Source organism: Paenibacillus sp. sgz302191, from assembly GCF_057749925.1.
Genome location: NZ_JBYLHY010000007.1, coordinates 83,697 through 96,401 on the forward strand (window position 1 = coordinate 83,697; position 12,705 = coordinate 96,401).

General features: G+C 47.5%; 10 protein-coding genes. 2 read left to right on the plus strand and 8 right to left on the minus strand.

Going from position 1 to position 12,705, the window contains the following annotated elements:
• Positions 1 to 6 precede the first annotated feature (6 nt).
• The 7 genes from AC3G2T_RS12245 to AC3G2T_RS12275 form a co-directional block, all read right to left on the minus strand.
• A complete protein-coding gene (locus AC3G2T_RS12245; RefSeq protein ID WP_474683020.1) occupies positions 7 to 3,153 on the minus strand; it encodes a non-contractile tail sheath protein in 3,147 nt (1,048 codons plus the stop codon).
• On the minus strand, positions 3,150 to 3,743 hold the full coding sequence (locus AC3G2T_RS12250; RefSeq protein ID WP_474683019.1) for a hypothetical protein: 594 nt from the start codon (positions 3,741 to 3,743) through the stop codon (positions 3,150 to 3,152). Before AC3G2T_RS12250 ends, AC3G2T_RS12245 begins: the two co-directional genes overlap by 4 nt.
• Positions 3,744 to 4,036: 293 nt before the next feature.
• Complete coding sequence (locus AC3G2T_RS12255; RefSeq protein ID WP_488435626.1) at positions 4,037 to 5,764, minus strand: response regulator; 1,728 nt, start codon at positions 5,762 to 5,764, stop codon at positions 4,037 to 4,039.
• A 7-nt stretch (positions 5,765 to 5,771) separates the two neighbouring features.
• Positions 5,772 to 7,556: a sensor histidine kinase gene (locus AC3G2T_RS12260; protein WP_488435762.1), complete on the minus strand. Its 1,785-nt coding sequence runs from the start codon at positions 7,554 to 7,556 to the stop codon at positions 5,772 to 5,774.
• Positions 7,557 to 7,798: 242 nt separating this feature from the next.
• Complete coding sequence (locus tag AC3G2T_RS12265) at positions 7,799 to 8,278, minus strand: NanQ anomerase/TabA/YiaL family protein (protein WP_474683016.1); 480 nt, start codon at positions 8,276 to 8,278, stop codon at positions 7,799 to 7,801.
• Between the two features lie 17 nt (positions 8,279 to 8,295).
• Positions 8,296 to 9,219 carry a dihydrodipicolinate synthase family protein gene (locus tag AC3G2T_RS12270; RefSeq protein WP_474683015.1) on the minus strand — a complete coding sequence of 308 codons (924 nt, stop codon included), beginning with the start codon at positions 9,217 to 9,219 and terminating at the stop codon, positions 8,296 to 8,298.
• 761 nt (positions 9,220 to 9,980) lie between these two features.
• On the minus strand, positions 9,981 to 10,517 hold the full coding sequence (locus AC3G2T_RS12275; protein ID WP_488435627.1) for a hypothetical protein: 537 nt from the start codon (positions 10,515 to 10,517) through the stop codon (positions 9,981 to 9,983).
• 205 nt (positions 10,518 to 10,722) lie between these two features.
• On the opposite strand from AC3G2T_RS12275, the gene AC3G2T_RS12280 reads away from it, so the two are divergent.
• Together AC3G2T_RS12280 and AC3G2T_RS12285 are read left to right on the plus strand one after the other, a co-directional pair.
• On the plus strand, positions 10,723 to 11,136 hold the full coding sequence (locus tag AC3G2T_RS12280; protein WP_474683013.1) for a VOC family protein: 414 nt from the start codon (positions 10,723 to 10,725) through the stop codon (positions 11,134 to 11,136).
• Positions 11,137 to 11,356: 220 nt separating this feature from the next.
• A complete protein-coding gene (locus tag AC3G2T_RS12285; RefSeq protein ID WP_488435628.1) occupies positions 11,357 to 11,839 on the plus strand; it encodes an SRPBCC family protein in 483 nt (160 codons plus the stop codon).
• Between the two features lie 50 nt (positions 11,840 to 11,889).
• On the opposite strand, the gene AC3G2T_RS12290 is transcribed toward AC3G2T_RS12285, so the two are convergent.
• Positions 11,890 to 12,699 (minus strand): sporulation protein, encoded by an 810-nt coding sequence (locus tag AC3G2T_RS12290; RefSeq protein ID WP_488435629.1) that lies wholly within the window; start codon positions 12,697 to 12,699, stop codon positions 11,890 to 11,892.
• Positions 12,700 to 12,705 lie beyond the last annotated feature (6 nt).

The following is a 12,705-nucleotide window of genomic DNA, read 5'->3' on the forward strand; positions in this document are numbered from 1 at the left end:
ATACGATTATTGCATCATTTCCAATTCTCCAATGCTTGTCCACCAGTGACCGTTATTATCGCTGATGTTTATTCTGTACTTACTAAACATTCCCGGATTTTTCACGGTAAAAGTTTTTGCTTCGCTAAGATGCCATCCGGTTATATCTGTTTCAGTTGACAACACACGCCATTCCGTTCCGTTGAATCCTTCGAAGGTCCAGGTTTTTGGAGCGGATGCCAATGTTGATTCATCATATCTTGGAGTGATTTTGTAAGATCGCACCAGTGTGGGCAGAGGGAACTGATAAGCCAACCAACCTTGAACTGTGCCGTTTGTGATCCAGCTTTGTTCAGAATTCAAGTGATCAAACGCCTTGTAAGCTGCATAACCTTCACCAAATTCGCTGTCGGCACTAGCCGTACCATTTGTACTCACATTACTGGTCATAGCAGGAATAATGTTGTACTCTCTCGTGCCGCCATCTCCCTCCATCATCTCAATCTCGCCAACGCTCGTGTACCAATGTCCATTGTTTCCGGTTATATTAATTCGGTATTCTTTATAGCTTCCGCTTGAGTTAACATTAAACATTTTAAACTCTCTGATTTTCCAATCCGTTACATTCGTTTCGCTAGACAAAATGTTCCACTTGCTTCCATCGAATCCTTCAAAGGTCCAAGATTTGGGTGAAGCGGCTATAGCGCTGATTTCATTTCGAGGAAGTATTTTATACGAAATGACATGTCTTGGAGTCGGAAATTTAAATGAAAGCCAGCCCTCAACTACACCGTTCGTGATCCATGCCTGCTCAAGGTCAAGATGATCGAATGCCTTGTAAGGAGCATAATTTGAACCGAAGCTGCTGCTTGCACTGGCAGTACCGTCAGGAGAAACATCTTGAAACATGATAGGAATAATGTTCTGGTCTCCCCACAAATTAAACACCTTGTTATTGACCCTTTTCGCCAGATTTCCGTTTTCATCATAAGAGTACGAAATCCGATATTTTTGATCGTCCTGAAAGAAGGTATACCATTGCAACTTGTTGGATATATCATACTTATACTGGGCTCTATCCAACAAATAATCAAATTCGACAGAGTTACTGGCTTTTCCGGCTTTGACTGCAATGGCTTTAATTCTTGTATCCTTGGTTATACTTATAGGAGAACCGTCGTATATTTGCCCAGAAGATAGAGCAGGCTCTCGGCCATCCAATGTGTAAATGATAGAGTCCGCTCCAACCGAGCTTAATTGTACTTGTTCATTATTTTTACGCAGACCGGGAGGTACGCTGCTTTCGATAATTACAGGTTGCCTCCAACCACGCTGTTTCACTTGCGGATAGGCCCACACATACACCTGCGCAAACCTCATATTAATACCGTCATTTATAGCTTGATCGATATTTTTCCATATGGAATCATTATTTGTAGAATCCGCTCCCGATAAATAATGAATTTGGCTGGCAGGGTAGTTCAGTTTACGTTGAGCTACTGTCAGGGCTTGTCTATGTTTCTCCATATTGTTGGCAATTAAATAATCGTAATCTTCGATCATAAAAAAGTCTAAGTTTGGCGATTTCCATTGCTCCACAGGAAAGTTGACTTTGCTCATCATACTAGGCGCCAACTCTTGGTCAACTACCGTAGGGATAAATAACAGAACCGCAAATTGGCCTGTTGGATAGACGCTTTTCAAAGTGTCACGAAGCATAAGCGAAAATTTCCCATTCTGCTCGCTTAACCAATTCAGCAATTCTTCATGACCGCTCGTTGAGTCATATGCCGATTTAAATTCATACATCGGTTTTCCAAATTTTTGCTGATATAACGCTCTTGTTGATTGATCATAAAATGTGGGGGGACTGCCCGGCAGACTATCCATATACCACCACCAAGGCTCTCCAAATTGAATAATAGGAGCCTGGTTGTTGTCCTTATGTATTTTAGCTAACCCCAATATGTATTGCTTATAATAAGACTGAACTTCCTGATTGGTGAAACTGAGAAGTTTAGGAGTCGGGGACCATAACGTCTCTGCCCCAATTCCATCCCAAGTTCTTTGCCACCAAGAGGGAGGCGCATCAACATTTTCCATTGAGATTGAAGCGATTACTTTAGTATTACGCGCCGATAATTGCTTCACATAGCTCGTGTACCAACTCTCAAATGCTTGATTGAACGGATGCTCCTTAATAATTTCCATTCCATTTTGGCCGTTGTAACGCTTATCGTAGTAGTGAGATGCGCCTACATAAAAATCGACTATATCGCCAAAGCCTAGTCTACTGTAGTCACTCACAAGTCGTTCAGGGGTTAAATTGTATGAATCATCGTACCCCTCGCTAATTCTTACTTTGCCGACAGGCGCTACTACTTTCTCATTCATCAGAAAAGTATTGCCATATACGTTCCAGTTAGAAAACTCAATCTTAAATGGTTTGGAATCTGCAAAATAATTCACATTTGTTTCATTATAGTTATATTCTTTCGGGACAAATGCCCATTCCAATCGCTTAATATCGGTAACCGGAACTTTGACCCATTCTGGATTCGGTACCCATGCACTCTCGGAACTACTTATCTCATTTTGAACGAAAGGAACCCATCCTGAATAGAGATTGTTAAAATCAATTCTAATTTTCCCGGTTGTACCATCCGCATTTCCCTTCTGTCTTCCAATTGGGAACGCATAATCTATACCTATATCCTTGCTTACAGCGGCTTCCCAGTTTTCTTGCGGGCGATCTACCACATAATTCCACAGACGAACATAATATGCTTTATCATCGGTAGTTACAATGGTCAGCGTTGGTGATGGAGTGCCGTCCATGGGAACCGCATCACCGCTGATTTTGTAGTTGTACTCAAGTACAACATTGGAAAAATCATGATTCGTCGGGTACTTTAAATCAGGGTGGCTGTGGACATCCTCTGTTTCCCAATACATGACGTCAAAATCCTTGCTTGTCCGGAAATTTCCGGTAGTCATAAAGTTATGCTCATCATTAGTTACAGTTGCCGACATCATATCGAAATTAGAGTTATTTATAAGATACTTTGGCTTAAGCTTATAAGCTTGTTCTTCCCCGGAGGCGAAAGATTGATTATTGCAAAAAATGAAAAACATTACTACAATACCAATTGCAGCAATCAACTTCACTCTCATTTTGTCCCTCCTGAGATGATTTCAGATTGTTTTTGCAGTACTTCTTTTGAATAAATTTGATAAACTCTCGCATACTCTTGTTTGGCCTCTTTAAGACCAGGATTTTCCCCGAAAAATTTGGTTGCAAGTTCAAATGCCGCCTCATATTGCTGTTTCTCTATGGCAGCATTAATTTCTTGTTTTAAGTTGTCGATATCCGACTTCTTGTCAGTACTCTTTGGATTATTTTCATAGTTCGAATCCCCGTTGTCGGATGATTTGCTCTTAGCCCAGTTGGACTTCGTTGATTTAAAGGAGTTGTTTTTGTCTTTGACACTCTCCCACTTCGACATGATTTCAGCATATGTTTTGTTGGTTTCTTGAAGGCTTGCTTCGTTTTCTTTATGTTTAGAACTGTTCATTGACTGTAAAGGCTGCATTCCTTTAGAAACTGCATGAGTAGAGTTTTCTTCTGTAATTGCATCACCTGACAAACTTTGTTGAGGTTTTAGTTCTTTGTCATTTCCTGCATAAACGATCGTGTCATAGACTAACCAAGAAAGCATCATAACTAGCATTGCTGATACAATCAATCTGATTCTTCTCTTCATTGAAATCTGCTCCATTCTTTTGAAAAATCTGCTAATTCAAAATAATAATTTACTTTATTAATAAATTCGTGAAACGTTGTGGTTCGTACACATAGTATCTCTCCCTTCGCTACTAAATAGCCTCTCAATATTCGCCACCCAACATTAGAAGCAGTTTCGCACAAATTCTAGATTACTCTATTTTCTCATATGCTACTTTAGCTAATTTTGTCGAATTATAAGAACATTTGTCGAATATTTAAAAAAAACAAAAAAGACGCCCGAAAATTGGCGCCTTTTGAGTAATTTATCCGTCACTTCCCCCCTTTCCCTTTGTATGATGACGGCGATTCGCCGACGTATTTTTTAAATTTGCTGTGGAAATAATCGGCGTTGGCGTAGCCGACGCGCAGGGCGACTTGGTGGACTTTGAGTCCTTCGCCGAGCAGTTCGATCGCTTTTTGGATGCGGACTTGATCGAGGTAGGTGTGGAAGTGGGCGCCGGTGTAGTTTTTGAAAATTTTACCGAGGTAGCCGCTGGTGTAATTAAATAGCTCGGCCAAGGTGTCGAGCTTCAAGTTTTCGTAGTAATGCCGTTCGACGAAGTCGATGATTTGCTTCAGGACGGGCTCGTTGCCCGATGAGTTGATCCGGACCGTCAATTCCAGCAGCTGCTGCTTGACCCGCTTCATCAAAGCTTCAAGATTCGGCTGCTCGTAGATGTCGGCGATCAGGGGCATGAATTCCCAGACGTTTGTGTACGTCTTGTCATGCAGTCCTGCCAGCTTGTTCAAGACGATGGAAATCAGCTGCACATAGTTGGTCTTGATGCTGTGCTCGCTGCAGTCAAATGCGGCGATTTCGGCGCCCGCCCTTTGGATCCACTGGTCCAGGCAGTCTTTTTTGCCCATGTCGATGGCGTAGTACAGCTTTTCTCCGAGCGCTTGGAGGTCGAGGCTTTCCGCAGTCCGGGCAGTCTCGCCGGCACGGCTCTGGTCGATCAGCTCATTTCCGAACAGGAAATGCTGCTTCAGCAGCTGCGCCGCCGCCTGAAAGGACGCGCGGATGTGCACGACCTGCTTAACCGGGTCTCCTATCGCCGCATAGAACGGAATTTCTTTCAAGCCGCTTCGGAGCTCTTCGTATAAGCTGAGCCTTTTTCGTTCGTCCGCAGCCGGATCAAAGAGCAGGACGCCGTGATAAGCGTTGGCATGAAAAACAAAGCCTCGCCCCTGCTCTTCAAAAAGGGCGGACAGCGCCCGTCTCACGGAAGCATGAGCGCGTGAATCCGCCCCAAGCTTCTGCGGAAGCTGCAGCAGCAGCACCTGATAAGCGCCGGTCGGCGAAGCGATGAGCCGCTCGTTCTCCGAAGGCGGGCGGCTCATCCGGGCCGCATGGCTCCCGCCGGTGCCCGGCCCCACGCCTTCGCTGGCGCTCCGGCCCTCGCCCGGCCTCGCTCCTCCGCCGGCGCCCCAGCCCTCGCCGGACCTCGCGCCCTCGCCGGCGCCCCGGCCCGCGCCCGGCCTCGCTCCTCCGCCGGCGCCCCAGCTCTCGCTCGGCCCGGCGTCATCGCCGGCGCTCTCATCGCCCAGCAGCATCGCGCGAATCCATTCCTCGCGCCGATTTCCCGGGCGGTCGGCCTGCAGGAGCTCGCTCAGCTCTCTCTGCTTGTTCAACTGCAGGCGGATTCGCACCAGCGCCGCCATAACCTCTTCTTCGTCGACCGGCTTCAGCACGTAGCCGTCGACTTGGCCGACAATCGCCCGCTTGGCGTATTCAAAATCGGCGTAGCCGCTCAAGATCAGAAAACGGCATTCGGAATCGGTTTTGCGAATTTCCTCGATCACCTGCAGCCCGTCCATGACCGGCATGCGAATGTCTATGATCATCAAATCCGGCGCCAGCTTCGCGTATTGAACCAAAGCCTCCCTGCCGTTCATCGCGTCGCCGACAACTTGAAAACCGCAGCGTTCCCAGTCGATCAGCGTTTGCAATCCCCCGCGAATGGCGGGTTCATCGTCCACAATCAATACTTTATACATGGCTTGTTCACCTCTGGACAGGTATTGAAAAAAAGATACGCGTTCCCGCACCTTCCTCCGTTTGAATGTTCAGCCCGCAGCTATCCCCATATAAGAGGACAAGCCTCTGGTGCACGTTGCGCATCCCGATCCGATGCTCCTCGCTATCCTCCATGTCGCCCAAAGAACGCTCGATCTCCAGCAGCTTGTGTCGGCTGATTCCGGCTCCGTTATCGGAGACTTCGATATGCAGGCGGTCGCCTTCCAAAGACGCGTTCACTTTGACGACGCCTTCTCTCTCGACACGCTCAAGGCCATGGATAACGGCATTTTCGACAAGGGGCTGCACGATCAGGGGCGTGATTCCGATCCCGCTCGCTGCCGGATCCACATGAATCTCATAATTCATACGATCCTCAAAACGGAACGCCTGAATGTCCAGGTAGCACCGCACCATTTCGACTTCATCCTTGAGCGGGATCGTGCTGCCCCTGATTTCGATTTTTTTGCGCATCAGCTTGCCCAGCGTTCGGACGATGCCGGATATTTCCGTTTCTCCTTTCATATGCGCCTTCATGCGGATCGATTCCAGGGCGTTGAACAAAAAGTGCGGGTTGATCTGGCTCGCCATCATTTTCAGCTTGATTTCTTTTTGCCGCAGCTCCAACTGGTTGTTGATCCGGTTCGACTCGTGGACTTCGTCCATCAGTTCCCGAATGCTCCTGACCATGTTATTGAACTGCCGGGACAGCATGCCGATTTCATCGTTCCCGTCAATTTCCGAAGACACATGCAGATGCCCAAGCGCGACTTTGTTGATCTGCTTGTTCAGCTGGAGCAATCTGGACGTCAAGATCCGGGCGGAAAAATAAATCAGCACGAAAGCGATCGCCAGGCTGACCAAAATAATCGTCAAACCCATATTGCTGATTTGATTCGCTCTGCCGACGATGCTCTTGACGGTGAACACGGAGACGATGCGTAGTCCGCTGGCGCTCAGCTGCGGGATTAAATCGCGAATGACAATTCTCGAATCCTGTCCCTGAAACAGCGTTTCATACGTGCCGGCCGGTTTGTTCAAAAAATCTTTGGCAAAATCGAGATCGCTCACGTTATGTCCGACCCATTCGGTGTTTTTGGCCGCTACAATGCTGCCTCTATCGTCAAAAATCATCGTATCGAACTGCTCCTGACTCACGATGGAATTCAGTTCGTCGGGATTGACGCTGATCACCAGCACACCGCTCGAACGATAGTTGGAAAAATAAATTCTTTTTACGAGACTTAAATACCTCTTGTTGTTCTTCGTTTCGTCCTCCACGGCATACCATCTGATTTTATCGTTTTTTTTGTACTTCGCTTCCTGATACCAGAAAGATTGGAGGATTGCTTCCGAAGGCTGGATGAAATTCCAATTGTTCAGTATGGTCGGATTGGTCGTATAAAACCGGACATTGAATATTTCCTTATAAAGCTTGATAAAATCGGTGAAATCCTGAAATTCTTTATAAGCGCTTACAACTTCATAAATCGACGTATACTCCGTATTGACGACCCGCTCCAGCCGCGGATCAATCATCAGCTTGTTGGAAATTTCGATCGGTACCCTCAGCACGTCCAGCGCATGGTTGTTAATTTTTTCCACATTATTGGAAGTTTGGCCGATAGCGTCATTGAGAACCGTCTGTCTGAATTGGCTCGTTAAGAAACCGCCTACAATGATAACCGGAATGACGACGACCCCGATAAAGGCGAGGATCAGTTTATTTTTGAGCCGAATGTTGTTGATTTTGTTGATGACGAAAAGAAGCATGGATATCACCGCCATATACTTCCATTATAGCATACAGGAATATCCAGATATTGATTCTTTTTTCATGTCAAAAATGAGATACGGCCGCCAATCGACTCCGCACACAAAGCCAAAAAGCGTCCCCCCGGCCGCCCATCAGGCAGCAGGAGAACGCTTATGGCAAGAGTGCCGCTATATTGTCTGCAACCTGCGTCATACACGCGAGGCCGGACTATCGCCATCCATCCTGCGGCAAGTCGGAACTACTCCAGCAGCTGCCGATGGATTTTGACGACGACTTTTTTGATCGGTCCGTCGACGCTTAACGAGCAGCAGGGGCGGTGAATATCGCTTGGGAAAAAGACCGCGAACATGCCCGGCTGCAGGACGATCTCCGACTCCCGCGGACTCTGCGCCTTATCGTAAAATGCGATGTCGCGTGCTTCAAACTGGTCGTCGATCGGCTTGGAGCCGGAATCTTTTCTGCTGACACCCAGTCGCTCCTCGCCGCTGACCAGCAGTTGAATGTCCGTGTAGACCGCATGAGATTCCGGCTTTTGCTCCGCGAACGGCCGCGTGACGACCTCTTGGACCAAAGCGAACATCAAATCTCCTTCAAGCTCGTATTTGCCGGGGGCCGAGTTGGCCAGTTCCTGCTTAAGAACGTAGTCGAGCCCTCTCTGTACGGCAGCCGGCAGCAAGTGCCGCTCCTGCTCCAATGAATGAATGTCGTTTACAATCATTGTTTTAATCCCCTTTGCTAAATAGCGTATTTTTGCGAATAGGCCCCGGTAATCCGGTGCATCTGCACGACCTCAAGGCGATCCGTGGCCGAGAATTGCGTATCGTCTTTCGATCTGCAGCGGTAATTGCTCAAGATTCCCTCAAGCATAAGATAGTACTTGGCATTGACCGGGTACAGCTGTTTTTCGATCCAGGAAGCCATGGTCAGGAAGCTGATCAGATCCTCGGCCTCCTCCGGACGGGAAGCGTAGCTGCGCATCAGCCATACGTACAAATCGGGATGGAAATTGCCCATGACGCCGACGTACCCTGCGATGCCCGAATTTAACGTTTCCAGCAAAGTGGCCGAGTTGGCGTTGAAAATACGGAGGGCCGATCCGGCCGTCGATTCCCGCTTCGCCCGGATCAGTTCCGCGTCGCAGCAGGTGTCTTTCAGGAAGTAAAACCGGCCTGTCCCGGCGCACCATTCAAGCAGAGCGGGAGGCAAGTTCCGCTTGTACGGTGACGGACACTCGTACAACCCGAGCTTAACCTCCCCGGGAATGTGCTCCAGCAGCCTGGTCAAATTGCTCTTCAGCACTTCGTCCGATTCATGCTGCGCGGCAAGCCGGTTCGTCACCAGCACCAGGGCGTCGATTCCCGTCTCCGCCATGGCGTTCAGCTCCGCCACCTGGTCCTCGAACGCGGCGGAGATATGACCGGAGGCGACAACCGGCACGCGCCCCGCCGCTTTTTGCTTGACAAAAGCAGCGATCTTCACTCTTTCTTCCAGGCTCAGATAAAACATTTCGCTTGACTGGCATACGGCGAACAAGCCATCTGCCTGGTTGTCCAAATACCACTCTACCAAGCGGCCCAGCGCCTTATAATCGACTTCATCCGACTCCGTGAACGGAGTCAGCATCGTAGGCCATACGCCCCCGGCAATTTGGGTATTCATCAAAAGTCCTCCCGTTATCCTTTATAGATCCTGATCTGGTGATTACCCGCTTTCGCCCGTACTGGCTGGCAACGCTGGTGCACTGTTTGACGGTGATCATCTCGTCCACCTGCTCCATAAGTATATCAATTCCCGGGATATGCTGGTATCGGTAATTAGGCATAATCCCACCGCACACCCTCTTTCAGGGAAATGACTGTTAAAAAACTCGCCCGCCAGGGGATTAGAAATGCAGGAAAGACCAATAAACTCATATCACATCACGATCGCCACTCCACAGAATGAAAAGGTCTACTAGAAAAAAACTGCAAAAGTGCAGGCTTTTCCAGTAAAAAAGGTCCATTTTGGCGAAAAGCCTGCGATTGTGCAGGAATTTTCGGAGAAAACGAACCTGAACCCCTGTTAGCGGCGAAAAGCCTGCACAATTGCAGGAATTTTCCGTAGCCGACGTATCCATCGAGCAAAAACTGCATTTTTGCAGGTTTTCTTCGTGCAACCAGGCAGATTGTGCGACCAGCTCGGGCGGAATGGATTCAGCTTGCGATTAAAGACAACGGCATTGGATCTCTGCATGGCGGTCGTATTGGGGTACGGAGCAAACAAGGGGCGAATGCCGAATTTTATTATTTTATATTGCCGGTTGTCAATGAGGATTGAACCTCTCCTTGCGCTTGGACTGAACCCCTGCCTTATCGCTGCTAGCGATGCTCTTTCAGGCTTTCCAGTCTTTACCCAAGGATTGTCGCCATATCACGCCATGTTCAGAATAGAATCTCCAACTGCTTATATTCTTTCAATGGTTTCTTATCAACTAATATCTCTTTATTATTACAATTTGAATTATATACGTTCAATATGTTTAGCTGATATATCCATTCCCCTGCATCATGGTGAACCAATCTTCCATTATAAATAATTCTCCCATATTCGTTTTTCTTAAGTTCAAAAGCCATTTCCGACAAGTAATTATATCTTGAGTCGTATCTTATCGGTTTTCCGCAATAATCGGTATATTTAAAATAAATAAGAAGACGATCTTCATTTCTTTGTATTTCAACACACCCTATCTTCCAATCACATAAGTTAGATTCAACAAATTCTACTTTATTATTTTTGATCAAAATACCTTGTTCGTTTTGAATTAAACCAATTCGATGAAATGGTATTTTTGAATCAGATTTATAATTTATCATTGATTCTGGAATAGAGAATGATTTATTATAATGATTTCTTAGAGTAGAATAAGGTGCGCCTCTAGTCTTTTTCCCCCACAATAATGTAATGCTCTGTACAATCACTCAGGTTCGCTCCTGTTTCCCAATATAAAATCCCTTCAAAAGTTGTTTCATTGATATTCGTTGAAACAATTACATTATCCTGCCGCAATCCCCCGCAATATGCAATGGATTGGCAAAAAAGCAATCCAAAAGAAACTCCGGGTCATTTTTCATGCTATAGTACAATTAAAGACGTCTATACTACTACTGCAAGGGAGAGATTGCTATGGTGAAAGAGTTTTGGTTAAATCTTCCTGTGAAGGACATCAAGAAGTCAAGAGAGTTTTTCACCAAACTTGGCTTTGCATTTCATCCGCGGCACAACAATAGCGACGAAGCCGCCGGCTTGCTCATCGGAGACAAGAATGTCATCGTGATGCTTTTTCCGGAAGCGGCTTTCAAAAACTTTACGAGAAACGAGCTTGCAGACACCAAGCAAGGTACGGAAGTGCTGCTTTCCATCGATGCCGACAGCAAAGAGGAAGTAGACGAGCTGCTGAGGAAAGCGGCCGAAGCAGGCGGCACCGTATATAGCGCGCCCCACGGCCAAGGCTGGATGTACGGCGCCGGTTTTGCCGATTTGGACGGCCATCGGTGGAATGTGTTGTATATGGATCAAAGCAAGATGCCGAAGGAATAGTAATGAACCAAGGTTTTTTAATTTCCCCGGCAATATTTTCATAATAAAGTCTTGAACCTTACGTTACGTCATGTTTTATACTGAAGTTACCGGTACAATCGAGCACAGGATGAGCTGGGAGCGCAACCTCGACAATCTCGGGGACTTCCTGGCCGATTCGGCGGATGAAACCGATTAATCGAGGAACGTTAGTATGAGCGAAAGAATGGGAGGAACCGATATGACAGACAACAAACCGACAAGAAGCCCAAGCCCGGACCCGAGCGGCGCTGGCGAAAATGAACTGGTGGCTGCGCGCATAATGGATGCGCCGCGCGAACTCGTATTTAAGGCGTGGACAAACGCCGACGATCTGGCGCAGTGGTGGGGGCCGGTCGGCTTTACGAATACGTTTCACGAATTTGATCTGAAGCCGGGGGGCAGCTGGCAGTTTACGATGCATGGCCCTAACGGGGCTAATTATCCGAACAAGATCGTCTTCGGCGAGATCACCGAACCTGAGCGAATCGTACTCCGGCATATCTCGAATCCCCAGTTCCAAGTGACGGCCACTTTTGAAGATTTGGGCGGCAAAACCCGGGTTACTTTTCGCCAGCTCTTTGAGAATGCCGCTGTATTTGAACAGGTCAAGTCGTATGCCGAACCGGGAAATGAGCAGAACTTGGACCGCCTCCAAGCGCATCTTGCCAAAATGAGCTTATAAACAGCAACCGCCTCAGACCAAATTCATGGCATGAGGCGGTTTTGCTATTTTTACACCAAATCGTTGAAAATACTGCTAAGCTGCTCGGCGATAAATGACGGCCCCTCATCCAATTCTTCGCTGCTGAACGAGAATCTGCCGACGGTTTCGTCCATATCGAGCATTTCGGCCAAAAATCCGTTGAATCCGCGGGCTTTGCGGTCCAGCTCCAAAATGATTTCAATCCCGCCTTCATTCGGATATGCCACGATTTCCAGTTCGTCTATTGTGTTTTTGTACTGGCTGCGCAGGGTCGGTTCGAATTCGAACTTTTGGATAAACGGCAGGGCGTAACTGTGCTGCGGGTAATACTCGTTTTCCGCTTTGCTCATCTGGAATCCAAGCAGTTCGAGCGCTTTGAACAAAATCGACGTGTACGGATGCGCCAATATTTCAACGTCATCCCGGTCCGTCGGATCGACCGCATTGTCGATATCAAGCCCGGTTCGAATCCAAATCGGGAACTCACCGATGGAAATAGGAGTATGATGCGGCAGTACAAGGCTGAAAGGAATTTCTTTCGTTTCGCCCGGCCGGAAAACAAGGCTTTCGCCCAAAACGAAATTCGCAATCTCGACGGTTTGCTTTTCATAATGAATTTCGGTGCGCCCGTCGCGGTTTGCGTCTCTTTCGACAGGTTTGTAATACTCAGTCATAAGCCGAAAATAGAGCTTTCTGACGGTCTGCTCCACGTTCCCTCCCGTGGCAACGACGACTCCGTCGACATACCCTCCGGGAATAAACTGCTCCGTATGAAACTGGGCGTCTATATCAATGTTGCCGATTCCGACCTTGGCCAGCATCTTTTTGAAAAATGACACGATTCG

What these genes read in the sequence shown, in the direction of transcription:
- AC3G2T_RS12245 (WP_474683020.1), bottom strand. Translation starts at nt 3,153, where the DNA reads ATGAGAGTGAAGTTGATTGCTGCAATTGGTATTGTAGTAATGTTTTTC.
- AC3G2T_RS12250 (WP_474683019.1), bottom strand. Translation starts at nt 3,743, where the DNA reads ATGAAGAGAAGAATCAGATTGATTGTATCAGCAATGCTAGTTATGATG.
- AC3G2T_RS12255 (WP_488435626.1), bottom strand. Translation starts at nt 5,764, where the DNA reads ATGTATAAAGTATTGATTGTGGACGATGAACCCGCCATTCGCGGGGGA.
- AC3G2T_RS12260 (WP_488435762.1), bottom strand. Translation starts at nt 7,556, where the DNA reads ATGCTTCTTTTCGTCATCAACAAAATCAACAACATTCGGCTCAAAAAT.
- AC3G2T_RS12265 (WP_474683016.1), bottom strand. Translation starts at nt 8,278, where the DNA reads ATGATTGTAAACGACATTCATTCATTGGAGCAGGAGCGGCACTTGCTG.
- AC3G2T_RS12270 (WP_474683015.1), bottom strand. Translation starts at nt 9,219, where the DNA reads ATGAATACCCAAATTGCCGGGGGCGTATGGCCTACGATGCTGACTCCG.
- AC3G2T_RS12280 (WP_474683013.1), top strand. Translation starts at nt 10,723, where the DNA reads ATGGTGAAAGAGTTTTGGTTAAATCTTCCTGTGAAGGACATCAAGAAG.
- AC3G2T_RS12285 (WP_488435628.1), top strand. Translation starts at nt 11,357, where the DNA reads ATGACAGACAACAAACCGACAAGAAGCCCAAGCCCGGACCCGAGCGGC.